Source organism: Paraburkholderia aromaticivorans, from assembly GCF_002278075.1.
GTDB lineage: Bacteria > Pseudomonadota > Gammaproteobacteria > Burkholderiales > Burkholderiaceae > Paraburkholderia > Paraburkholderia aromaticivorans.
Window position 1 is genome coordinate 130,520 of the sequence record NZ_CP022993.1, and the last position, 21,835, is coordinate 152,354.

General features: G+C 61.9%; 23 protein-coding genes. 15 read left to right on the forward strand and 8 right to left on the reverse strand.

The features are described from left to right. Positions 1–457 precede the first annotated feature (457 nt). The 11 genes from CJU94_RS39380 to CJU94_RS39430 are packed head-to-tail and all read left to right on the forward strand — an operon-like array spanning position 458 to position 12,294. Positions 458–1,159 (forward strand): VirB8 family type IV secretion system protein, encoded by a 702-nt coding sequence (locus CJU94_RS39380; protein ID WP_095423891.1) that lies wholly within the window; start codon positions 458–460, stop codon positions 1,157–1,159. Next, positions 1,156–2,031 carry a TrbG/VirB9 family P-type conjugative transfer protein gene (locus CJU94_RS39385; RefSeq protein WP_095423892.1) on the forward strand — a complete coding sequence of 292 codons (876 nt, stop codon included), beginning with the start codon at positions 1,156–1,158 and terminating at the stop codon, positions 2,029–2,031. Before CJU94_RS39380 ends, CJU94_RS39385 begins: the two co-directional genes overlap by 4 nt. A gap of 8 nt (positions 2,032–2,039) precedes the next feature. Beyond that, entirely contained in the window at positions 2,040–3,332 is a 1,293-nt protein-coding gene (locus tag CJU94_RS39390) for a TraB/TrbI/VirB10 family type IV secretion system protein (protein ID WP_095423893.1), read from the forward strand. Continuing rightward, positions 3,325–4,131 carry a transglycosylase SLT domain-containing protein gene (locus CJU94_RS39395; protein ID WP_095423930.1) on the forward strand — a complete coding sequence of 269 codons (807 nt, stop codon included), beginning with the start codon at positions 3,325–3,327 and terminating at the stop codon, positions 4,129–4,131. The genes CJU94_RS39390 and CJU94_RS39395 overlap by 8 nt, the downstream gene beginning before the upstream one ends. Continuing rightward, on the forward strand, positions 4,128–5,435 hold the full coding sequence (locus tag CJU94_RS39400; protein WP_095423894.1) for a TrbG/VirB9 family P-type conjugative transfer protein: 1,308 nt from the start codon (positions 4,128–4,130) through the stop codon (positions 5,433–5,435). The genes CJU94_RS39395 and CJU94_RS39400 overlap by 4 nt, the downstream gene beginning before the upstream one ends. Further along, positions 5,432–5,866 (forward strand): lytic transglycosylase domain-containing protein, encoded by a 435-nt coding sequence (locus tag CJU94_RS39405; protein WP_095423895.1) that lies wholly within the window; start codon positions 5,432–5,434, stop codon positions 5,864–5,866. Before CJU94_RS39400 ends, CJU94_RS39405 begins: the two co-directional genes overlap by 4 nt. Beyond that, positions 5,863–6,447 carry a TcpQ domain-containing protein gene (locus CJU94_RS39410; RefSeq protein WP_095423896.1) on the forward strand — a complete coding sequence of 195 codons (585 nt, stop codon included), beginning with the start codon at positions 5,863–5,865 and terminating at the stop codon, positions 6,445–6,447. The genes CJU94_RS39405 and CJU94_RS39410 overlap by 4 nt, the downstream gene beginning before the upstream one ends. Positions 6,448–6,449: 2 nt before the next feature. After that, complete coding sequence (locus tag CJU94_RS39415) at positions 6,450–8,060, forward strand: type II secretory pathway protein (RefSeq protein ID WP_095423897.1); 1,611 nt, start codon at positions 6,450–6,452, stop codon at positions 8,058–8,060. 8 nt (positions 8,061–8,068) lie between these two features. Beyond that, complete coding sequence (locus CJU94_RS39420; protein ID WP_095423898.1) at positions 8,069–9,397, forward strand: hypothetical protein; 1,329 nt, start codon at positions 8,069–8,071, stop codon at positions 9,395–9,397. Further along, positions 9,384–10,151: a hypothetical protein gene (locus CJU94_RS39425; protein ID WP_095423899.1), complete on the forward strand. Its 768-nt coding sequence runs from the start codon at positions 9,384–9,386 to the stop codon at positions 10,149–10,151. The genes CJU94_RS39420 and CJU94_RS39425 overlap by 14 nt, the downstream gene beginning before the upstream one ends. A 16-nt stretch (positions 10,152–10,167) precedes the next feature. After that, positions 10,168–12,294, forward strand: a complete 2,127-nt coding sequence (locus CJU94_RS39430) for an ATPase, T2SS/T4P/T4SS family (RefSeq protein WP_095423900.1) — start codon at positions 10,168–10,170, stop codon at positions 12,292–12,294. 5 nt (positions 12,295–12,299) lie between these two features. On the opposite strand, the gene CJU94_RS39435 is transcribed toward CJU94_RS39430, so the two are convergent. After that, on the reverse strand, positions 12,300–13,547 hold the full coding sequence (locus CJU94_RS39435) for an ISL3 family transposase (protein ID WP_095417046.1): 1,248 nt from the start codon (positions 13,545–13,547) through the stop codon (positions 12,300–12,302). Here CJU94_RS39435 and CJU94_RS39440 point away from each other — a divergent pair. Next, positions 13,546–13,965 (forward strand): hypothetical protein, encoded by a 420-nt coding sequence (locus CJU94_RS39440; protein ID WP_095417045.1) that lies wholly within the window; start codon positions 13,546–13,548, stop codon positions 13,963–13,965. The two genes, CJU94_RS39435 and CJU94_RS39440, sit on opposite strands and share 2 nt — an antisense overlap. Before the next feature lie 6 nt (positions 13,966–13,971). Here the strand turns inward: CJU94_RS39440 and CJU94_RS39445 are convergent, their stop codons facing one another. The 5 genes from CJU94_RS39445 to CJU94_RS39465 form a co-directional block, all read right to left on the reverse strand. Continuing rightward, complete coding sequence (locus tag CJU94_RS39445) at positions 13,972–15,453, reverse strand: 3'-5' exonuclease (protein ID WP_095423901.1); 1,482 nt, start codon at positions 15,451–15,453, stop codon at positions 13,972–13,974. Between the two features lie 160 nt (positions 15,454–15,613). Further along, positions 15,614–16,081 (reverse strand): hypothetical protein, encoded by a 468-nt coding sequence (locus tag CJU94_RS39450; protein ID WP_095423902.1) that lies wholly within the window; start codon positions 16,079–16,081, stop codon positions 15,614–15,616. A gap of 72 nt (positions 16,082–16,153) precedes the next feature. Further along, a complete protein-coding gene (locus CJU94_RS39455) occupies positions 16,154–17,071 on the reverse strand; it encodes a tyrosine-type recombinase/integrase (protein ID WP_095423903.1) in 918 nt (305 codons plus the stop codon). 31 nt (positions 17,072–17,102) lie between these two features. After that, on the reverse strand, positions 17,103–17,693 hold the full coding sequence (locus CJU94_RS39460) for a nucleoside 2-deoxyribosyltransferase (RefSeq protein ID WP_095423904.1): 591 nt from the start codon (positions 17,691–17,693) through the stop codon (positions 17,103–17,105). After that, the gene (locus tag CJU94_RS39465; protein WP_095423905.1) at positions 17,690–17,974 is read right to left on the reverse strand and encodes an H-NS histone family protein; all 285 of its coding nucleotides are present in this window, start codon (positions 17,972–17,974) and stop codon (positions 17,690–17,692) included. The genes CJU94_RS39460 and CJU94_RS39465 overlap by 4 nt, the downstream gene beginning before the upstream one ends. Positions 17,975–18,089: 115 nt before the next feature. On the opposite strand from CJU94_RS39465, the gene CJU94_RS39470 reads away from it, so the two are divergent. Further along, positions 18,090–18,539 carry an SET domain-containing protein gene (locus CJU94_RS39470; RefSeq protein WP_095423906.1) on the forward strand — a complete coding sequence of 150 codons (450 nt, stop codon included), beginning with the start codon at positions 18,090–18,092 and terminating at the stop codon, positions 18,537–18,539. On the opposite strand, the gene CJU94_RS39475 is transcribed toward CJU94_RS39470, so the two are convergent. Continuing rightward, complete coding sequence (locus tag CJU94_RS39475; RefSeq protein WP_157763917.1) at positions 18,527–19,000, reverse strand: HNH endonuclease; 474 nt, start codon at positions 18,998–19,000, stop codon at positions 18,527–18,529. The two genes, CJU94_RS39470 and CJU94_RS39475, sit on opposite strands and share 13 nt — an antisense overlap. Before the next feature lie 88 nt (positions 19,001–19,088). Next, positions 19,089–19,283, reverse strand: coding sequence for a YqaE/Pmp3 family membrane protein (locus CJU94_RS39480; RefSeq protein ID WP_095423908.1), 195 nt, complete (start codon positions 19,281–19,283; stop codon positions 19,089–19,091). 279 nt (positions 19,284–19,562) lie between these two features. On the opposite strand from CJU94_RS39480, the gene CJU94_RS39485 reads away from it, so the two are divergent. Then, on the forward strand, positions 19,563–19,859 hold the full coding sequence (locus CJU94_RS39485; protein WP_095423909.1) for a hypothetical protein: 297 nt from the start codon (positions 19,563–19,565) through the stop codon (positions 19,857–19,859). A 1-nt stretch (position 19,860) separates the two neighbouring features. Beyond that, a complete protein-coding gene (gene ligD / locus CJU94_RS39490) occupies positions 19,861–21,828 on the forward strand; it encodes a DNA ligase D (RefSeq protein ID WP_095423910.1) in 1,968 nt (655 codons plus the stop codon). The last annotated feature ends 7 nt before the right edge of the window (positions 21,829–21,835 follow it).

Consider the following 21,835-nt stretch of genomic DNA (forward strand, 5'->3'; position numbering starts at 1 on the left):
AGACAGCCTCGCGCATATGCCCGATATGCGTAACGATCATCGTCCAGACTGCGCTGTATCGACGCAATTATTGCGTATTTGGAAAAGGGACCGTGAGCCGGCTCACGGTCTCTGCAGGCTGCTGCCCCCTGTGGGACCTGTCCTTCCTCCAAGGGAAACTATAAAAATCATACGGTTGCGCGCGCCGCGTTGGGGATCAGATGCCCATCGTTACCTTGGGATTTATGGGACGGGCTCGGCGACGGAAGCTGCTCCACTTTACGGGGTCTAAGAAGGCGCCACCGCCCGGAAAGCTCCACTTTTTTACGACCATTCCGGGTTAAGACCGTGAGCCGGCTCGCCCCAACCGCACGACGTCGGCCACGTCTCTAATGCGGCTGCAAATCACACCTCTTTTGCATGACTGGCTTCCTGCTGGCGCTGATTCAATTGAGTCGGCACAAATGGACCGATCGTCATGCGTTTATTCCGCAGCAAAAAACAGGTAGCGCTCTCTACAGCGCCGGGTGGTTATTCGGAAGAGGACCCGGAAGGGCTCATCTTCGATATGGGCGCGCGCCTGCGCACGGAAGCGAATCACTGGAAGCTTTTCGCCTTCTTCCTGGCGTTCGTTGCCGGTGGGGCGGTGTACACGCGAAATCCACCGCCGTCGGTGGTCAAGGCTTACGGCGTCTCGTCCGACGCTAACGGCCATGCCGTCGTCAGACAGTTGACAGCCTACAAGCCAGACGATCAGGCGATTCGCACCGCTCTGAAAGAAACGGTAGAGAGCTGGTTCACGATCGAGCCGGTGCTCACAGACGACCTCCAGGCTTCGCGGATGGCGCGCAACATCAACGCCGTCAAGGCGATGATGGTCGGCAACGCACGCAACCAGTTCGCTGACTGGATCAAGGCCGACGCGCCGTTCCAGGCCATTACGCTCAATCCGAAGCTCGTGCGCGAGCCGCGCGTCTTCAACGTCGCATTGCTCGAAGACTCGACGGCTGTCGTTGAGTTCACAACCAGCACCACCCAGTCACCGACCGACAAGCCGGTCGTCCAGAAATACGCGCTGACTTTCCGCTATCAGATTGTCCCTCCCACAGCCGAAGACGCGCTCGGCCGCAATCCGTTCGGGCTCTTCTATCCGTTGTTTTCCATGCAGAAGACCCAATGATGAATGCGACCCGAACGTTTGCATCGGTGATGGCCGCCGCGCTGTGCGTTGGCGCGATGTGCCAGCCGGCTAGTGCCGCGAGAAAGGGCGACGCGCCGTCGGGCGCGTCATTCGATATTGCGAACGCCATGAGCGATCCAATGAGCCCGGTTAATCCCTACAACGCTGGCACCGATCCCGTCACGATGCCTGGCGACGCGCGTATGGCGGTGTTTCCGTACAGCCGCGACCAGATCTACCGGATCATGACCGCACCGTTGAAGAACACAACAATCGAGCTCGCGCCCGGCGAGCGGCTGACCACGGACCCGGCGATGGGCGACTCGGTGCAATGGATCGTGGACACCGACGGAGCCAACCATGTGTTCGTAAAGCCGATCAAGCCCGGGCTGGTCAACACGTTGCATCTGACGACGAACCTGCGCGAATACGACATGACGCTCGTCTCTTCTCCGATGGGCGGACTGTTCTATCAAACCGTGCGCTTTAACTACCCCGGCTCGTTGATGGCAAAGGTGCGTGCGCGGGAAGAGGCGGGCTACGAATCTCGCGACGGCCAGAATTCAGCGAACGACTCGGGTCCCATTGGCGTGTCGCCGGACAAGCTGAATTTCGACTACACGGTTTCCGGCTCTGCGTCATTCCGGCCTGAGACAGTGTTCGACGATGGCAAGTCCGTCTGGTTGCGCCTGCCGGCCGACGCTCCGTTCGCCGTCCCGATCGTGAAGGATCACGGTGATGTTGTCAGCCCGAACTTCATTCGCCGGGGGCAGTACATCGTCATCCAGGAGATGGCGAAGGAAATCGTCTTGCGTGCGCCGAATGAGGAAGTGACTATCAGGCGCCGGCGTCCGGGCCTGTTCGGATTCTGAATCGAACTATGGCTATGCAAAACGGACAACCTGACAGCGACCGGGCGACGATCGTCAAAGGCAAGTCGCCCCGCAATGTGCTGATCAGCGCAGGCGTGGTCGTCGCCGTCATTATTGGCGCGCTGGGCTTTTACTATCAGGTCAAGGAAGGCAACAAGGCTGAAGAAGAGGCGAAGCTCCAGAAGAAGGCGAAGCAGGCGGAGGTTGTCGACAAGTCGAACAATACCCAGGACCTGAACAAGACCATCGACGACCAGATGGCAGCGGCTCGGCGTCAGGCAGCGTCGGAAGCGCGTGCGGCGGCCGCGCCGGGCGCCCAGTCGGCAGCGGGGGCTAGCTCGACGCCTGCGTTGAACGCCGATAATTTTCTTGGGGACCAGCACACGCAGCAGATCAAGTCACAGGCAGATTCGGACGCAGTTTTCGCTTCGCCGATCTTTCGCGCTGGCCTGAAGGTGAAGGACACCGCCCCGCAGCAGGCAGGGCAAATCCCGGGCATTCTCACGCCCGCGCAGGTTGCCGCGCAACAGGCCGCCGCACAGCAGGCAGCAGGCGCTTCGGTGGGTGACCGCGTGGCCGCCGCCTTGTCGGCTGCCGGCGTCGGCGGACAGCAGGGGCCGCGGCCCTATTCAAGCCAGGATCACGATGGCGCCTTCATCAGGAACGTCGCGAATCAGTCCGGGAATGGCCAGGACTTCGCTCGGACGGGTTTTGTCGGGCAGGCGCGCGGCTGCGTCCTGTCGCCCCCGCATCACATTCCGGTGTTGTCGATCGAAGGCCTGAATTCAGACAGGCCCGGCACTGCGGCGCTGGTTGTCGAAAAGGACGTGTACGACAGCATCCGCGGCGACTGCCTGATGATTCCGAAGGGCAGCATGATCACCGCGCCCTACAGTTCGGACATTCAACCCGGTCAGGAAAGCATTCTCGTTGCAGCAACCGAGATGCGTCTGCCGAACGGCAAACACGTACCGTTGTTCGGTGCACAGGGCGCTGATGCCGATGGGACGGCCGGGTTCTCGGGTGACGTCAACAACCACTTCCTGAAAATCTTCGGCACATCTTTTCTCGTTGCCATTCTGCTTCGAAAGTTCGACGGTGGCGACACCTCGACAACGACCGGACCGCTAGGTGTCACGCAGGTAGGGAGTACGGGCGGGCAGGTCGCGGCGACTACCGCCCAGTCCGTGCTCGACCGGTACAAGAACATCCCGCCGACTATCACGGACGGACCGGGCGAGCGTCGCTTCATGTTGAAAGTGAATCGCGACATTTACATGGAGCCGTACCGTGATCAGTAAGCGATTTCTTCCCGCCTTGCTGGTCGCAGTGTTTGTGCCGGTGGCGCATGCCGCGACGATTGAAGAGGTCATCAGTCCGACAAGCGTCGTGCTCGCGCAAGGCACCGCGCGCACGATCGCAAAGATCGATGGAAAACCTGTGTTCTATTGCGGGCTTTCCGCCTTTGGATCGTGGGCCGCGCATCTGGTCGGCCAACCGGTAGGCAGCAACCCCGAGAGCGGGATCACCGTGGCTGTGGATGAGCGCGATGTTGCGCTGGCCGGGCTGCTCGTCAGTAAGGGCTGGCTCCAGCCGCCGATGCTTGACGACGAAGCACAGGCAGCTATCACAGAGAGACGGGGAGGCTGGGCGTGCGCGAGCGCGGTTACGCCGTTCGAGCTCATGCATAGCAGCGTCGATCCGAAGGTCCTGGCGGGCATTGCGCTGAACGAGTCAGGGCTCAATGGGCACGCGTGGCCCTGGACGCTGAATATCGCTGGACAAGGCTACTTCTTCAGGTCGCGCGAGGACGCCTATCGCGTTGTGCGGTCACTGATCGCGCGTGGTCGCAGCGACTTCGATGTCGGCATCATGCAGATCAATTGGGGGTACCACGCCCGCCGGTTTGCGTCGCCCTGGGATGCTCTTGCACCGGCCACAAGCATCCGCGTCGCTGAAGAGATACTCAACGAGAACTACAGCAAGACCCATTCGGTTGCAAAGGCGATCGCCTATTACCACAGCGCCAATCCGGTCCCGGGCCAGGCGTATCTCGCGCGCTTTGCTCGACACCTCAACCAGATCCAGGCCGGACTATGAAGCACACCGTTTCCCGCATCGCCGTCGCGTGCGCCATGCTCTTCGTGGCGATGGCGGCGCATGCCGCGAACACCGACCCATTCGACTTCGATTATGAGATCGCGGGTGGGATCGCCGAGCGCCCGGCGCTCATTTTTAATGACGGCTCCAAAACATACATCCAGCCCCGCGCGGGTCAGGTCATCACAGCCGCTGGCGGTCATCAGGAAGGGCCTTACGTTGTTGTCGACGGCACGCCCGAGACGATCACCTACACGGTGGCCGGTCGCTCGGCCAGTGCGCGCTGGACGAGGGCCAATGCCTTCATCGGAGCCGGCGCGCGCGGTCCGCTCGCGTCGTTGCGCGACGACCAGCCGGCAGCGTTCGACGGCTTCACGAATCGACTGGTGCTGGTCGGCGCCCACGGGTCGCTCGAGCCTGTTCGTGTACTGAGCGGTTCAATGCCGGTGGCCGCCGTCGTGAAGGCGCTCGTCCCCCAAGGCTGGACGGGGTCCGCCCAAAAGGATGTGGACCTGACTGAAAACACCGGCTTCGCCACCCGCGCGGGCGAGAACTGGATGCAGGCGCTTGATCGCCTGATGACGCAAAGCGGTCTATACGCTGATGTGGATTTCACGTCACGTCATATCAGGGTGCATCGCGACGCGCCCAAGTCTGGCGCGCTGAACTACGCTGCTGGCCAGAAGTCACCGGCCGATGCGATCGTGCAGACGGTCGCAATGAAAGAGGGCGCAGCAGGCGGCTCCGCCGCTGGTACGCCGCAGGCGTCCCTACTCGCGCAGTACTTCGGCGCCCAGGCGATCCGCGATGGCGACGACACACATACGCAGATCCGTTTCGCGGCAAAGCCCGCAACCGAGCTGACGTTCAGGACGCTGGACGGTCGGTCGCTACACCCGAAGTGGGATAGCGAAACCGCGGTCATGACAGTCGAGCGTGCGGAACGCATGCTGGTTTCGGACGGAACGCGCACGGTTGAGGTGGGCCGCTCGGCAGGCACGGTGTACGACTTCGACGCGGGCAGCGCCGCGCATCTGGAGGCGGTGTTCGACCGCGACGGCCAGACGTTCTTCAAGTTCGCAGACTCTGTCGTGCAGGTCCATGTGAGCGACGTGAAACACCTGGGCTTCGGCGAGCAGAAGGGCCGCTACTACATGTTCAACGGCACGGCGGACCAGTTCATCGTGACAGCCGATGGCGCAACTGTGAATGTTACGCGGCGTCACGACGTGAAGTATTTCGAGCGTCCTGCAACGGGCGCACCGACGACGGCGTCGGCGGCATCTGGAGCCGCGAAATCATGAGGCGCGTGATTCCGGTTCTCATCGCTACGGTACCTGCACTTTGCGGGCCGCTCGCGCACGCGGACTGCCTTGATGACGCTGCGGCGTTCCAGCACGTGAGTACGCAGCTTGTCCATGCGATTGCGCAACACGAATCCGGGATGCGTGCGAACGCTGTGAACGTGAACAGCAACGGTACTGAAGACATCGGTCTGATGCAGATCAATTCGTCGTGGCTGCCGCGACTCGCGCGGTATGGAATCCGTCGTCAAGACCTTTTCAACCCGTGTGTGAACGGCTACGTCGGCGCGTGGATTCTCGCATCGAATATCCGGCAGTTTGGGCCGACATGGAAGGCCGTCGGCGCCTATAACGCGGTCTCGACGCAGAAGCAGCTGATTTACGCAAACGCCATTTATCGCCGCCTGCAGCGGCTGGGGCAACAACAATGAATGTGACCATCGAACGTAACGGGCGGGCGCGCGTGGTGGCGCGTGTTCTCGCCGTAATCCTGCTCATCGCCGGGCCCGCATGGACGCGCGCAGCGACCGATCCGAGCCCGTCGCGCATCGCCGCGCCGGCAGGCGACGGCTGGCAGGTCCTTTCAGGTGCGCCGGCCGGCAACGTGCCCGGTGAGGTTTCCGCAGCGGCTGTGAGTGGTCCGGTGTTGCCACCGTCCACCGCGCCCGTTTCGATGGCCGTGGCTCCGGTTGTTCTGCCAGCGACAACCACTACAACTACGGTAGCGGCCGCGGCGCCTGGCGGCGTACTTACGTTCTCGGTGTCGCCGTCGGACCGCAATCTGCGCAACGCACTCGACCGCTGGTTGCAGACCCAGGGCTGGCAACTCGCGTGGAAGGTCGACGATGACCTGCCGCTCGAGTTCAACGCGACGTTCACGGGCGACTTCACGTCCGTCCTCGTTCAGGTCATGAAAGCGACCAATCACATGCGCGTGCCAACCCGCGTCTGCCGTCATCCTTCGAACAACGTCATCCGCGTCGTGGCACGCGCGGCCAACTGCCAGGAGTAACGATGCGTCACGCCCAGATCCTCAGGACTTCAATTGCTGCTGCGTGCCTGCTCGTCATCGCCGGCTGCGCCGTCACGCAAGGCGATGTGAATTCGGCCTACGACTCGGCCAATAGCACCGCGAGTGCTGCCATGAATAATGTGCCGGGCTCAATGGCGCTCGTTGAAGATGTACCGACAGCGTTCCTCGGCGATCGCCTCGTGCCGGTCGCCTATGAGGCAACGCTGCCTGCGACGTTTCGCGAAAAGCGCATCACAATGCCGGCGAACCTCGATATCAACCAGATCGCGAACCTGGTCTCTGGCGCGACAGGCTATGCCGTTCATCTGAGCCCTGACGTCTTCGTGCCGCGTAGTTCGCTGGTACCCCGTGAGGGCGCGTCATCGACGTTGGGCGCCGCCGGTGGCAGCGGTTATGAAAAGCCGATCTATGCGCAGGTCTTCGACGGTTTTGCGGGCGAGTACCTGACGCGTATGACGGAGGATCTCGGGCTCGACTGGTCTTTCGATGGTTCGACGATCAACATCACGCGCTTTGTGACCCGCATGTATCAGATCGCAGCCATCCCGGGCAAAGTCTCCATCAAGTCCACGATGTCCAAGGGTATGGAAACGTCCACGGGCAATCAGGCGAACGGCAGCAGTGGTGGCGGAAGCGGCGATACAGGGTCTTTCTCCGCTCTGACTTCGACTGGCCGCCAGGGTGAGTTTGACCAGATCCAGTCGATTACGGATGCACTGAACAAGCTGCGCTCGCCGATGGGCCGGGTCAACGTCAATCCCCAGAGCCGTCTGGTCATGGTGCACGACACACGCGAGGCCGCCGATGCGATGGGCAAGCTGCTCGCGCAGGAAAACGCCGTTTCGACGCGTCAGGTGGCAATCCGCGTGCGCACGCTGCAGATTGCGTTGAACCGCGGCAGCCAGGCGGGCGCCAATGCCGACGTCGTTTTCAACGCGATCCAGGGCGGTCTTGCGAAGTACGCGATCAGCTTTGTGTCGCCGACATCGCTGTCGTCCGGTGGCGGTACGCTCGGCATGTCCGTGTTGCGCCCGAACGCGCCTTTTTCCGGGACGAATGCGGTCATCAATGCGCTGAACCAGTACGGCCGCACGGTGCAGGACAACACGCAGACCAAGCTCACGCTCAATGGCCTGCCGGTGTCGATCGCTTCGTTCCAGAGCGACGACTACCTGAGATCGACGACTTCCTCGGCCGGCAGCCTCACGGCAACGTCAGGTGGTGTACCCGGTCTGAATCCGGGCACCGTGACGACCGGCGACTTCGTCAACATCCTGCCGTCGGTGAACGATCATAACCAGATCGTGCTCGCGTACTGGAGCGACAGTTCGAAGCTGAACGGTCCCTTTACCGAGAAGTCGGTCGGCTCCGGGCAGACGCAGCAGACGATCCAGCTCGCACATACGGTCGGCAGCAAGGACGACCAGATCGTCGCGCTGTCTGACGGCCAGACCGTTGTACTGTACGGCGAGATGACCGATCACGCTGACAGCACGACCAACGGCGGTATCGCCGGCATCACCGGACTCTGGAACAAGGCAAAGACTTTCCAGGTGATCATGCTGACGGCTTCTGTCGTCCCGTCGATGTGAGCACGGCTATGCACATTACCGATCCGCTGCCGCGCGAGAAGAACGCGCGTCTCGTCTTCGGGCTCGAATGGCGCGCGTACCCGTCGAAGCAGATGCGGGCGGAGCGCCGTCGTTACGCCGACGATTTTGGCGCGACCCATTATGTCGAATACAGGATCGGCAAGGACGTCATCGGTGGCTTCTGCGCACCCGAGATGGCGGAATTCAGGGCTGCGAAGCTTTATTCGGGCGCGGCGCGCATCGCGCAGAACGAGCGCGTAAAGGGAAAAGCGGCGGTGCTCGTGCTCTTGCAGGACGATCAGCGCGTGCACGTTGTGTTCATAGTACGGGGTGTGGTGCGCAGCGATGATGTGCTGACGGTACCCCAGGCGCGTGAAAGGCGGCTCGCGGTTGAGCAGGAATGTCTGAAGCTCAACCTGTCGCTGACCACACTCGGTTCCGGCGCCGCAGTGGGCGAAGTCGACGAGAACTTTGGCGCTGCATCGTTGCTCGATGCGCGAAAGACGGCGCGCGTCGCGAAGGTGCCGGCCAGCATCCCGTCGGTCGTGCCAATAATGGTTATCGTCGCGGCAGTCGTTCTGGGCGGCATGCAACTTTCCGACATGCTCAGCCCGCCTGCACCCGCTGCCCCACGTGAGCCGACATTCGAGGAAAAGTACGCCTCGCTTGTGCGCCAGACGTTTGCCGCGAAGATGCCGCGCGCCAATCTTCTGGCCCCTGCACTGCTTGAGAAGCTGGGCGACAGCGAAACCGTTGTCGCGGGATTCGTGTTCGAGAAAGCGGTGTGCGGCACGCAAGGCTATTGCGCCGAGACGCTGCGCCGCTACGGCGGCAGCTTTGACGATCTGCGTCAGATTGCGCCCGAGTCCATGCGGCCTTTGCACTTTGATGCCGATGGTCTGCATGCTGGCGCGCGCGGGCCACAGGTTCCTTCTGTCATGCCGGTGACGGAACGCGAGCAGAAGGCGTGGCCGACACAGCAGGGCCTGATCGACGTCCTCCAGACGCCACCGCAGAAGCTGTCGGCAAAGCCGTTCGAGCTCGATAGCTACGGCTACAAGGTGGATATTCAGCCAGCAAAACCGCTTCTCGCTGTTCCGATGGGGACAAGCGAGTCACGTCCAGCGCAGATGATTCTTGTAGGTGAGTGGACGATCAATGGCTACCGGTGGCAATCGCCGTTACTGGCGAGGCTCCCTTCGAACATGACTCTGGACACGATGACTGTGGAGCTCAAGCTGGGGGACCCTGGCGTAAGCACCACCCAGGTCGGTGGCACACCGGTTCAGAACGGCATCTATTTCACAGCGAAAGGCAAATACTATGTTCTCAACTAAGAGCATGCGCGCGCTGGCCTGCGTCTTCATGATCGCCACAGGCGCTGCGCACGCGGAGCCGAAAGCGGCAACACCGCGGGCACAGAAGGGCACGGCGCAACAGGCCAGTGCACGCGTCCCGTCAGCAGACCTCGACATGGGCGCGGAAGCGTCGACCTCTACTGGAGCTGCCTCGTCGACCGCCGCGCCCGCTCAGGCTGCGGCACAGGCGGCCTCTGCACCCACCCCCGTCGCGATGACGTCAGGCGCGACGGACACCCATCTGTCGATCGAACAGGTGGACCGCATCGCGCGTTCGTCGATTGCGCGCCAACTTGCTGGCAATCAGGGCGTCCAGTTGTCCGGTGGGATGCCCAATGGCGCAGCGCAGGTCCCCGCCGCCGCAAGCGCGCCCGCTATCGTCGTAGGCCACCCGGCTGCTTCGCGGCCCCGCGCGGAGCCTGTCCGATTCGTTGGCGCGTTCAGCGATGCGGGCGGCCAGTCGGTGCTCTATGAATATCGCAACGCTTCATATCCCGCGCACGTGGGCGCCCGACTGCTCAACGGCTGGACCGTCAAGAGCGTGAATGGATTTGTCGTGACTGTGGCCGACGGTACGGGGAAGGGAGCGCGCACCTGGACGGAGACCATCAGCGGCGGCACGCCTGCGCAGGACAACCAGCCGACGGCGGCGATGAACGTCGCTGCCCGGGGTGTGCCCGACCTCTCGGGTCCGCTGCCTCCAAACATGCCTCTTTCCGCAATCGGTCGATAACACGGGGTCACCAGTCATGAGTATGTTTTCCGGAATCGAAAAGAACGAACCGACCACAGGCGGCATCTTCGGACGGCTTCGCGCTTTGCGCGCCGGCTTCTCCGAAGATTCGCCATCCTCCATGCCGATTGCCGGGGCGGAAAGACCGGCTGCAGATGAACGTGAGCCGCGGTTCAGAAAAAAGGGCTCGAAGGTCAAGGCCGAACCGGTCGAGGCGAAGCCCGGCCAGCCGATGACGTTGGGTATGCGACTGCGGATGGCCGACATCAGCGACGTCGATGTGCACGGTGATGCTGATGAAGACACCGAGCTGCGGCATACGGCTGACGCTCAGCCGCAGACGCAGCCTGAGACTGATCCGCCGACCGAAAAGAATCCGACCGTGGAGAAGCAGGAGCTAAGCGAAAGCGCAACGATGTTTGCCGCGCGTCCGGCGGATGCTGTCGCTACCGGTGTCGAGGCCGCGCCTGCAGAATCCGTGTCTGCGGAAGTGAGTGGCCGCGCGTCAGCGAGCGACCGCCGAGCGGCAGCCACGTCAGGCGATTCGATCCGCGAAGTGAAGCCGGAGCATGAGCAGTTGGTGGAACTGGGCGAAGAGTACTTCGTTCCTGGACTGCCTCAACTGCCGTCGGCGGATGCGCTCGCATTCAAGCGCATCCTGAGCGAGCGGGGCACCGACGCAACGTTGCATATCACCGATGCGGCCCGCCGTGAGTTCGTCGCAGTGGAAGTACAGGCCGGCATGGCGATCGTTGTGACGACACAGTCGTTCCACGAGTCGGCGCTGTATCCAACTTACCTGAAAGATCTGGAACGCGCGGACATCAAGGTCCATGAGGAGATGATCGCCGCTGAGGCCGTCGTCGCCGCGATCTACGGCCGGGAACGTAACCGCTCGGCGGCAATTGTCCCGGAAACGTCGCGCGCGATCGGAACGTTCCGTGATGTCACCGAAGCGGCCCACGAATATGGTGCCGGCGACATCCATTACGAGTACCGCGACTATAACGATGATGTGGAAGTGCGTTTCCGCGTGAACGGTGACCTGTATACCTATCGCAGACTGTCCAAGTCGCTGGTGCGTCGCGCCCTGTCGGCTTCGTACCAGGATCTTGTTGCGCGCAACACGAACTCCGGGGAGACGTTCCAGCCGAGCGCCCCGCAGTCAGCCATGATCCCGCTCGTGGTCCATACGGACATCCTAAACATTCGTTGGCAGAGCACGCCGCTCGTCGGCGGCTTCGACGTCGCGCTGCGTCTGCTTGACGGCAACTTCCGCAATTACAAGCTGCTGATGCCGGACCAGATGGGCCTGACCCGGAGTCAGTTGAAGATTCTGGATTCACTGTGCAACGTGAGTGGCGGTGTGTCCATCTTCACTGGTGAGACGGGGTCGGCCAAATCAACGCTCCTGCGTGCGCTGTCGTTCATGCTCTCGTCGCGTGACCTGCGAAAGCAGTACGTGGTGAGCGAGCCGTCGGAATATCCGCATCCGTGGCTTTCTGAAATTTCGATTCCGCGTCGACCTGACGAGACGGACGAAGAAGCGAGCCGAAAGGGCGCGGAGGTGATCCGGACGTTGATGCGGATGGACCCGGACGACCTGACCGCGAACGAGATTCGTGACCGTGTGATGGCGGCTCTCGTGGCCGAGCTTGCGCTAACGGGGCATCCGGTCAGAACGACGCTGCATGCGGACAGCGCCATTGGAGCATTCATGCGCCTCGCCGGCGGGCGGCTCCAGCTGCCGATGGATGAGGTCTCGTCCGAGAAGTTCGTCAATGCCGTGGCGAACCAGAAGCTGATTCCGTTGCTCTGCCCGCACTGCAAGGTGCCGGCCCGGGACGTGTTGACGGCGCATCAGGTTGAGACGCTTGAGAAGAAGTTTGGCCTGGACACGTCGGCGATGGCATGCCGCGACGAATCGGGCTGCGAGCATTGCCGTTTGAAGGGGCTGTTCACGCGGGCGGGCAAGGTTGCGGCGGGTACGAAAGGGCAGACACTTGCGATGGAGATTTTCCGGCCGACGCTGGAGTTTCTCGACCATGTGGCGGTGCGCGACTGGCGTGGCGCGGAGCGGGTGTGGCGATCGACGCGCGTGACGGGGTTCGCCAGCGATGACATGACAGGCAAGACAATTTAGGTTCGTCAGTAAAAAGTGTGGGTTGTCGGCGGCTCGGGCAAATTGCCAAGTGCATGATATAGCGCGATTTCCGTCGTTCGAAACGTCCGGAAGCCGTACGCTTTTCTCATGGTGACTTTGGCCTTGTTGTTCAAACCCTCGACGATTCCGCTGGAGAACTGCTTGCGCGCATGAAAGTAGTTGAGAATCAGTTCTCGATGGGCGCGCACGGTGCGTGCGAACTTCTTCATTGGTTCGATGCGTGAGCGCATGACCCGGGTGCACCACTGATCGAGGAACTTGCCTGCCCAGACAGGCGAGATGTAATCCCAGATCTGCTGGAACTCCTCCTTGAGAAGATAGGCGCGGACACTGCGCAGGTTGTAGTGCAGCAGATCGCGCAGGCGCAGTCGCTGATTGTCAGTAAGGTTCTCTGGCCGCTTGAGCAAACACCAGCGGGACTTCTTGAGGACTGGCTCATAGCCGTCGCGGGTCATGCGGCGAGCTTCCTCGGCGCGAACCTCGTCGATCGCCTTGTTCATTTTGGCAACGATGTGGAAGCGGTCGAGGATGTTCAGCGCGTTGGGGCAATGTAGTGCGATCATCTCGATGTAGGGCCGCCACATGTCCGAGCAGACGAACTCGACCTGCTCGCACAACCGTTTGCCGATCATGACGAAGAACTTTGCGAAGCTTTCCTTCGTGCGCTCCTGGCCAACCCAAAGCAGGCGCACGCAGCTGGCCTCGATCTGATAGACCAGCGTGAGATAATTGTGCCCTCGGCCATACTGGATTTCATCGACGCCCAAAGCGCGGATGGTGCCGAGTTCGCGATGGGCCAGCCCCCAGTCGACCACCCACTCCACCGCCTGGGCAACCTTCTCCCAACTGGTGCGAAAGCTTTGCGCTGTCTCTTTCCAGGAGAGCTTGCGTGCCCACTGCGCGAGAAACAGCATGTAGGCCTTGGTCAGCGTGTGCTTGCCGATGGCCCACGGCACCGTCTCGACCTTCACGCCGCACTCACGGCAGTCGACGCGGCGCATGGCGTACAGCAAAATCACCGCGAAGCCCCAGATCGGAATAAATTCGAAACTACGCGATGCGAGCGTGTCATAGCCGCTGCCAGGCCGGTTGCAACACGAACAGATCGGCTTCGAACCCTTGCGTGGCCGCACGTCGATCTCGATGGTTTTGGACTGCTCGCACAGTCGGGCACTTTCATAGACGAAGCCGGGAAAATGATGGCAGGCATTGAGCAGGCGGGTCAGCAACATGGTTAGCAAGCGCGCGGGAATCAGTAAAGACGCTATTGTTACCTCAGATCCGCACGCACTGGAGCGCTACGTCCCGGACTTGCAGAACTGGCCTGCCTCATGGCGCTTCGAGGACGAGGACATCCCATTCGGACAGGCGCTCGTGAAGGTCTTCACACCTTTCCTGCAACACCTGCTGACCCACGGCTATGCCCGCAAAACGTTGCACCGCCACCGCGATCACCTTTGGATGCTTGGTGGCCATCTCATCGAAGTCCGTCACGTCGATCCGGACTTAGCCGCCATGGATGCCCGCACACTGCTTCTCAATGAGATCCACGAGTTCGGTGGCCCGCTTTCGAGGCACCTCTCCGAGCACGAGCAGAACGCCTTTGACGCTACCTGCAAGAAACTCTATCGCTTCCTCTGTCCCTCATGAATCGCATCAAACCACCCACAGATTCCGCCGACGAGCCAAAACTTTAAGCAGATCGTTGCGCAGCTCTGATACGTCCATTTCGTTACGGGCGCGTGTAAGGCCCACGTACAGCAGGCGCTTCTCCTCGTCGGTAAGCGTAGTGCGTCCGTCATCGTCCGTCTTGAAGCGGAAATCGCCGCAGACCTTGACACGGTTCCATTCAAGTCCTTTGGCGCGGTGGATAGTCGACACGACGTAGTCGGCCTCCGCTTCGGGGCTCGCGCGTGACAGCATGTCGCGCAGGAAGGCGGTTCCCTCACGGTCGATGATCTGAACGATTGGCAACAGATCGCGCCCGGCGTAGCTCGACGCATACTCCTGCACGTCGCGCCACGTCTCAAACAGCGCCAGCGACGCCGGGCTGTAGGTGCGTTGACCCCGCATCAGGCGGTCCGCGCCGTCAGCAAATGCGAGGATCTCTTCAATGTTCGCGCGCACCGCGACCTTATGCCCGCTTTGCAGGCCGTTTGCCAGGGTTCCGATGACGGTCACGTTCTTGCGGCAGAGGATGGCGTCGAAGCTACGGGCAGGGTCATACTCCTCGAAGAATGCAGACGTTATGTGGGGCTGACCGCGAAGCGGTACCCGCTCGCCCAGCAAGGTTAAAACCCGGGACGCAAGCGCGGCAAAGTGCGGTCCGAACCGGAACGACTCGGTGAGCGCGCACTCCCGGGCCTTGATCAGATCCATCGCGTTGACCGCGCCGCGCCACTCGTAGATCTGCTGATAGGGATCGCCCACGTAGATGACCTGCGCGTGCTGCTGGCGACGCAGGACCGACAGCATCAGACCGTCGCTGTCCTGCGCCTCATCGAACAGGATGAAATCGGCGCCGATCTGCGGCCGCGACCGCTCCCACGTCTTCAGATACGTGTCCGGGGTGATGGCGGTCTTTCCCTGCGGGTCAATGCTCTCGTTCCAGTGTCGTACCACAAAGGGCAAAAGCATCGCGCGCAACTCGTCGGCCGACTGTTCGGTGACCATCTCGTCGACTGGAATGTGCCACGCTTCTGGCTCGTCCTGAGCAGACCGGCAAAAGCGCGCAGCGCCATCTGCAACGAGGCGGCCGATCTGGAAGGCGGATAGCTCGACGTTTTTGCCAATAATCGTCGGAACGCGGACGGGGCCGAGCCCGTACCTGGCAGCGAGAAGGTGAGGCGGCTCCTTTGGAAGATTCAGCCGCGCGGTCAACGCCTTGTCGGTGGCCCGGAAGGCGACCGAGTGGACCGTCTGACACATGACGTTGCGCGGAAACTTCCGCCTGGCTTCCGCCGCAATGTCCTTATTGAAGGCGAGGTACTGGCCACGCTTCGTGCTGAACCGTTCGGCGATCATCCCGAGCGTCGAGGTCTTGCCGGCGCCGGCGTACGCTTTGACTTTTACCGTAGCGCCGGAGGCGACCGTCTCGAGCGTGTCGAGCTGTTCGTTCGTCGGCTTGATTGTTTTCATGCGCTCTCGAATGATGTGGGCAGCGAAGGGCTGTGATGCGGGTTACGGGACACACGAACTCCAGGACATTCTGACCGGTCGCGCGAGTGCACGCCCCGTCGAAAGACGGCGTAATAGCACCGCCTTTCGGGCTTGTGAACCGGCCGACCGCGTCACACGCCTAGCACAGCGCGTTAGCTATATCGCGCGGCACGGCAACTGGCTCGGCGTGACTGGTGTGTACTCGCGTATGCCCAGCGACGACGGATTCAGACCTGATGGCAACACGTTCCCGGAACAGACCGCGACCCGTTGTAACATGCGTCGCCTCGTATGGATTGCCACGCTTGATGTAGTCCCCAACGTCGAAATCGATTGGAAACAGCGACGACTCTTCGCCGCTCTCGACGACGAGCCGGATGGCGTTCAATGGAACACCGCGCAGGTGAGTATCCAGAATGCGATTCAGGATCTGGTCCCGGACGATGGATGACTCCATCGGCCCCTGGTACTCGGCCTTCGTCTCAAGCAGATGGACAATCGCCAGACGCTCAGTTGTTGCGGTAAGCGCAATGCGGAACTGAAGGGCGCATGGCCGGCCCATTTCATCGGGATAGGCCATGTCCGTGAATGATGTCTTGTATGGCATGTAGCACTCCGAACAGAGGTTGTGCCGGCACGGAAGAACCGGCAAGACCAGCCTACGGAGTGGGAAGCGAAGTCAAGTCGTCTGGGCGCTGATGGTGTCGCGGATGCGGATAACGGTGCGATGACTGACGAGACCCAGCATTGCGCTCGTCTGTTCGTTGGTGCGGCCAGCCAGCAGCTGACGACGCGCGAAGGTATTGCGCAACACGCGCGGGCTCATGTCCGGCGCAGCAAAGCCGATCGTGTCCAATGCGTCGCGGACGATGGCGCCGAGGAGCACATCGTTGATCGGCTTGTCATCTGTGCGCGGCGCGGGGAAAACAAGTGCGCCGTCGGGCGACGGATGAAGCCGTTGCCATGCCGCAAGCGCGGGCGTCGAGAAAGCGGGAAGGGCAACAGTCCTCTCGAGGCGTGCGCCTCGCTTCGGGACGGACACCTGCGGCCTTATCCCTTCGATGACAACGTCGCGCCATCGCGCGCCGCGAAGTTCGGCCGCAGTGAGGCCCGCGCCCAGCAGCAGCGCTACGACCGCGCGGTTGCGGCAAAGGCGGGCATCGTCGCCGGCGTCGGGTTGGACATAGCGCTGGAGGGCGGTGTCCGCGTCGGCATCGAGAAAGAGCGGTTCAGGCTCGTCCTCGGGCCAGGCGGCCGAGAGCGCGAAGGTCGCCGCCGGATTGCTGTGACGCAGGCCGACGTCGACCAGATGTCGGCACAGCCGGTCGATCAGCTTGACGTAACGCAGGCGCGTGGTCGTCCCGGGCGCACAGCGGTTTTCGACATCGTCAAAGAATGAATCAAGGTGCTCGGGCCCAAACGTCGCGAGTGTCACCCCTCGGGTGAGCAGATGGCGCAGGAACCGGTCGAACATCGCCTTGTGCTGCACGATCGAGCGTTGGGAAAAACGGCGGCGGTCCGCGCCGGCCGCCTCCGTCGTCTGCCAATGCAGATAGGCGGCGTGCGGCTCCGCTACCCAGAGATGCGATTCGTTCATGGCATTCAGCACCTTATATACTGAACTGGCCTCAACCCTGCACCTGGCGAATCTCCGATCCGCCATCCTGCCTCCAGGAAGAGGGGGCTGTCGTACCACCCTCATAGGCGACGGAGATAGCACGCAGGCATGCCAGCGGACCGCCCTGGACGATCGTGGCGGCGCACGCGAGCATCAGGTTAAGGGGAAGCTCAAAGTCCTCAACCAGATAGCCGCGGTCGCAGACATCGCCGAGCTGTGTCGCGCTGCATGGCACGCGCTCGCGCAACGCGGTGACATCCTCCCTGTAAGCCCAGATGGGCTTGCCGAGCGCAGCCGCATATCCAATCTCAAACGCGGTGCCGCTGTCGGGCTCGCCCGCGCCGCGAAAATCTGCCACGTTGGCCATGACGATATCCGCGCGTCCGATCGCGGCGAGGTTGGCACGATAGATCCACGCAGCTTTTTCCTGCGGTGACAGGTCCGCCGGCCCCAGTGCATCGAGCGGGTAGAGGCCCTCGAATCCGGCATCCGCGCACATGCGCTGAAGCGAGCGACCGTAGTCGAGCGCATCGACGCGGAAAACGTCGAACCCAGCGAGATAGATCCGGGCCTTGGCAACGTCGTGCCGCGCCCCACTCATTTTGTGATGCGGAAGCGTTCGAGGTCCTGATCCTTGAGCCAGCGCGGCGCGCGGCCGCGCCCGCTCCACGTCTCGCCGGTCTCGGGATTGCGATACTTCGGCGCCACCGGCACGCCGGCATCTCTGCGGCGTTTCCCAAAGACGTCTTCTGGCGAAAAACCGAATTCCGCGACGGCTTCGCGTACCCGTTCGAGCTCGGCTGCGGCCTCTTTCTTGCGGGCTTCGGCGATCAGCTTTTCGAGTTGCTCCTTCTGCGCAAGCAGATTTTTATAGCGTTCCATGTGGTTGAATTCTCGTTGGGTATGATGGACGATTCTACCAGGCGCGAGTTGCTGTCAAGTCTGCTGCTGGTCACGCTAACGAGCGCGCGTTCGACATTCACTGCAACAGGTACTGATGAAAAGAATTGCTGTCCGCCGCTCGGGCGTTCACGGTCGCGGCGTCTTTGCGCTACGCCCGATCAGCGCGGGCGAACTCATCCTTGTGTACGCCGGCACGGTCATGAGCTGGAAGCGGGCGATCAACCGGCATCGCCGTTTCGGCAAGGAAGGCCACACGTTCCTTTTTGGGCTGACCGACGGGCGGGTCATCGACGGCTCGCTTGGCGGCAACAGCGCGCGCTGGCTCAACCACGCATGTGTCGCGAATTGCGAAGCTGTTGAGTCCGATGGAAGGGTGCACATTCATGCGGTCTCGGATATCAAGCCGGGCCAGGAGCTTTTCATCTCATATGGGCTGTTGGTAGAGGGCCGCCTGTCGGCAGCCGTGCGGGCGCAATACGAGTGCCGATGTGGTCACCGTCGATGTCGCGGGACGATGCTCGCCGCAACCACCTACCGTGGGTAGCCGATGCGGTCTGGTGGCGCCGCGGTTCGTTCAGCACGCAGACGTTCACGAAGCAGGACCTTCTCGACGACCGGCAGATCCGCGGCGAGCTCGTTGCATTTCTTATGGGCGAGCGCCAGATTGGCGAGCCGCGACGTGCCACCGTCTTTCTCTGATAGCAGGTGTTCAAGCGTGGCGTCTTCATTTTTCAGCGCGGCACCACAGTAAAAGCAGTTACTCCCGTCCCGGGCCCGTAAGCTCCTCAGACGCGATGACCGCTTCTTCTGACTGGGATTAGTGGCGTCTCGCGCTCTGCATGAAGACGACGGCGCTCCGTTTCCGAGTGGCCGCGTGAGCCTGATCGTCATCGGTGTCATGTGGACCAGTTCAGCCGCACCTTTCCCGAGTAGAGCCATTGCGCGTTCAAGCGAGCAGTTCGACGCAGCCAGGCCGGTTTGATCCAATACCGAAACCGTAGACATTCCTGCTTCCGTTTGCATACCAGGAGCGACGCCGGGCCATCGACAGTCACCTCACGACCCGGCAGTGTGGAGCCGCGATTTTCATTGATCAGCCGCGACTTCCCAGCGCACGTTCGATCTTCTGGTCCGTCTTGTACTGGCTCAAGGCGAAAACGGACCAGATCGCCGCGGGAATCCAGCCGATTATTGTCAACTGAAGCAGCAGGCAGATGATCCCGGCGAACGGGCGACCGATGGTGAAGAACTGGAGCCACGGCAGAATGATGGCGAGCAGTAGACGCATTTTTGTATCCTTTTGCTAGAGTGAATTTATATCGACGGGAGCCACTCGAGATAATCGTAGTATTTAACGGCAGGACCGCACCGGATCTTTAATGAAACTTAACCGCGGCGGCAGGCGCGCTGCTGCACCAACGCTGCCGAGCCCGATCCGCGGCTGCGAGTTGGCATGGTGCGGTATAGAAACTGCTGGATGAGGGCGGGGCACTGCAACGGGGCCTTGTATGCGCTTATCCAAGCATTCACTTGTGGACTACCCGCGCGCGGGCTCGAGAGGACTGCCATGACCCGAGATCAGTTTGTTCAACAGCTTGCGATGATGCTCCGGGATTTGCCGCGTGGCACCGCCGCTAACCTGAACGAGTGCATGGTTGCTTACTGGAGCGGAAGCGAGGTTGTGTTTGCGTTCCTATGTGAGCGTGGAACGGACGCGATCGAGGAAGAGTTCGACATAGACGACTATGTCTGGGAGGACTGGCAGCCGACGTTTGAAAAGTGGATATCGTCTCCTTCCTTTAGCAATCGCCCGGAGGTGCTCGCATGGCTGAGCGACGCGCCTCCGCACGAGGCCGGCGAGTGACATGGGGCGCTGGAGCCGGGCTAATCCTGCACGTGTCGCCGCGCGAGCGGATCAAAGCGAAGGTGGACCGCCGGCGTTGATACAGCCGCAACTGGCGACACTGGTGGACCGTCCGCCGAAGGGCGGCGACTGGTCCTACGAAATCAAGTTCGACGGTTATCGCGTGATGACCCGTATTGAGGGAGGCGTCGCGACGATCTTCACCCGCAATGGCCATGACTGGACTGAGCGAATGCCGCGTCTCGCGGATGCCTGCAATGCGCTGCAGGTCGATGACGCGTGGCTCGACGGCGAGGCTGTCGTGCTCGATTCAAGCGGTCAGCCAGACTTCAATGCGTTGCAGAACGCCTTCGACCGGCGCAGCACCGCAGAGATCGTCATGTTCGTGTTCGACCTGCTTTGGCTCAACGGAACCGACCTTCGCGAGCAGCCGCTGCGAACGCGCAGAGCGCTGTTGAGGGAGCTGATGGCGCAACACACGTCCGACGCTATCCGATTCTCCGAAGACTTTCCGCAGGACCCGGTCTCGCTCGTCGCATCGGCTTGCAAGATGAAGCTTGAGGGCATCATTGGCAAGCGCGGAGACGCGCCGTACCGTTCCGGGCGGTCAGCAACCTGGGTGAAAATCAAGTGCTACCTTCGCCAGGAATTTGTCGTCGGCGGCTTCACGCGCGCAAGGGGCGCGCGCTCGGGTGTGCATTCGCTGCTGCTCGGCGTGCACGAGAAGGATGGCTCGCTGCGCTACGCCGGTGGCGTAAGGCCGTATTTCTCATCCCGCGCGGCCACCGCGTTCGTCGCCCGAGCCAACGCAGTGCGCAGCGACAGCGCGCCATTTTACAACCCTCCCAAGCCTGAAAAAGAACGCGATTATCTTTGGCTTAAACCGTCGATCGTCGTTGAATGTTCGTTCCTTGAATGGACCCCGGGCGGCGAAGTCCGGCACTCCGTGTTTCATGCGGTCCGCGATGATAAGCCAGCGGCCACAGTGACCGAAGAGGCCATGGTGCCGATTGAAGGCGGTGAGCCAGTGGAAGTCGACGCCGGCTCGACTCGCGAGGTGCCGGGGCCGAAGGGAAGTCTCAAGATCGCTGGGCTTCGTATCACGAATGCGCAACGAGTGATGGACGAAGTCACCGGCCATACGAAGAGGGAGCTGGTCGAGTACTACGCGGCCATCGCGGAGTGGGCGCTGCCGCATCTACACAACCGCCCCCTTGCACTTGTGCGGGCGCCAGACGGCATACAGGGCGAGCTTTTTTTCCAGAAACACAGCGAGCGAGCGAGCATTCCCGGCATCGAAGAGCTGCCGGCTGAACTGCATCCGCGTCATCCGCCGCTACTCGTCGCTAATACGCCCGAAGCGCTGGTGGGCCTCGCGCAGATGTCGGTCGTTGAGCTCCACACATGGAACGCCGTGGCGCCGGATCTCGAGCGCCCCGATCGCATCATCTTCGACCTTGATCCGGACCCGGCGCTGCCTTGGACCGCGATGCTGGAAGCCGCCGAGCTTCTGAAGGTTGTGCTTGACGAGATCGGCCTGCGCTCCTTTCCGAAGACGAGCGGCGGTAAAGGCTTTCACATCGTTGTGCCACTGACGCGCCGGCAGGGGTGGAACGAGACCAAGGCCTTCGCACACGCGGTTGCGAGGCACATGGCCAAGGTCGTGCCGCAACGATTCTCGGCAGTGCTCGGGCCGAAAAACCGCGTGGGCAAAATCTTTATCGACTACCTGCGCAACAGTCGCGGGGCGAGCACGGTTGCCGCCTTCTCAGTGCGGGCCCGCTCAGGGATGGGCGTGTCGATGCCGTTCTCGTGGGACGAACTGAAGCAGGTGACGCGCGGCGATGAATGGACGATGCGTAAGGCCGTTGAGCGTCAACGGTCGCTGAGAGCTGACCCGTGGCACGGCTACTGGCAGACCCGGCAGGGCGTCACCGCGACAATGCGGCGGGCGGTGGGTATGGATTAACTGCGCG

What these genes read in the sequence shown, in the direction of transcription:
- CJU94_RS39440 (WP_095417045.1), top strand. Translation starts at nt 13,546, where the DNA reads ATGGTTAGCAAGCGCGCGGGAATCAGTAAAGACGCTATTGTTACCTCA.
- CJU94_RS39410 (WP_095423896.1), top strand. Translation starts at nt 5,863, where the DNA reads ATGAATGTGACCATCGAACGTAACGGGCGGGCGCGCGTGGTGGCGCGT.
- CJU94_RS39380 (WP_095423891.1), top strand. Translation starts at nt 458, where the DNA reads ATGCGTTTATTCCGCAGCAAAAAACAGGTAGCGCTCTCTACAGCGCCG.
- CJU94_RS39445 (WP_095423901.1), bottom strand. Translation starts at nt 15,453, where the DNA reads ATGAAAACAATCAAGCCGACGAACGAACAGCTCGACACGCTCGAGACG.
- CJU94_RS39475 (WP_157763917.1), bottom strand. Translation starts at nt 19,000, where the DNA reads ATGTCTACGGTTTCGGTATTGGATCAAACCGGCCTGGCTGCGTCGAAC.
- CJU94_RS39470 (WP_095423906.1), top strand. Translation starts at nt 18,090, where the DNA reads ATGAAAAGAATTGCTGTCCGCCGCTCGGGCGTTCACGGTCGCGGCGTC.
- CJU94_RS39465 (WP_095423905.1), bottom strand. Translation starts at nt 17,974, where the DNA reads ATGGAACGCTATAAAAATCTGCTTGCGCAGAAGGAGCAACTCGAAAAG.
- CJU94_RS39420 (WP_095423898.1), top strand. Translation starts at nt 8,069, where the DNA reads ATGCACATTACCGATCCGCTGCCGCGCGAGAAGAACGCGCGTCTCGTC.
- CJU94_RS39400 (WP_095423894.1), top strand. Translation starts at nt 4,128, where the DNA reads ATGAAGCACACCGTTTCCCGCATCGCCGTCGCGTGCGCCATGCTCTTC.
- CJU94_RS39415 (WP_095423897.1), top strand. Translation starts at nt 6,450, where the DNA reads ATGCGTCACGCCCAGATCCTCAGGACTTCAATTGCTGCTGCGTGCCTG.
- CJU94_RS39460 (WP_095423904.1), bottom strand. Translation starts at nt 17,693, where the DNA reads ATGAGTGGGGCGCGGCACGACGTTGCCAAGGCCCGGATCTATCTCGCT.
- CJU94_RS39480 (WP_095423908.1), bottom strand. Translation starts at nt 19,283, where the DNA reads ATGCGTCTACTGCTCGCCATCATTCTGCCGTGGCTCCAGTTCTTCACC.
- CJU94_RS39455 (WP_095423903.1), bottom strand. Translation starts at nt 17,071, where the DNA reads ATGAACGAATCGCATCTCTGGGTAGCGGAGCCGCACGCCGCCTATCTG.
- CJU94_RS39430 (WP_095423900.1), top strand. Translation starts at nt 10,168, where the DNA reads ATGAGTATGTTTTCCGGAATCGAAAAGAACGAACCGACCACAGGCGGC.
- CJU94_RS39425 (WP_095423899.1), top strand. Translation starts at nt 9,384, where the DNA reads ATGTTCTCAACTAAGAGCATGCGCGCGCTGGCCTGCGTCTTCATGATC.
- CJU94_RS39390 (WP_095423893.1), top strand. Translation starts at nt 2,040, where the DNA reads ATGGCTATGCAAAACGGACAACCTGACAGCGACCGGGCGACGATCGTC.
- CJU94_RS39450 (WP_095423902.1), bottom strand. Translation starts at nt 16,081, where the DNA reads ATGCCATACAAGACATCATTCACGGACATGGCCTATCCCGATGAAATG.
- CJU94_RS39405 (WP_095423895.1), top strand. Translation starts at nt 5,432, where the DNA reads ATGAGGCGCGTGATTCCGGTTCTCATCGCTACGGTACCTGCACTTTGC.
- CJU94_RS39435 (WP_095417046.1), bottom strand. Translation starts at nt 13,547, where the DNA reads ATGTTGCTGACCCGCCTGCTCAATGCCTGCCATCATTTTCCCGGCTTC.
- CJU94_RS39385 (WP_095423892.1), top strand. Translation starts at nt 1,156, where the DNA reads ATGATGAATGCGACCCGAACGTTTGCATCGGTGATGGCCGCCGCGCTG.
- ligD (WP_095423910.1), top strand. Translation starts at nt 19,861, where the DNA reads ATGGGGCGCTGGAGCCGGGCTAATCCTGCACGTGTCGCCGCGCGAGCG.
- CJU94_RS39485 (WP_095423909.1), top strand. Translation starts at nt 19,563, where the DNA reads ATGACCCGAGATCAGTTTGTTCAACAGCTTGCGATGATGCTCCGGGAT.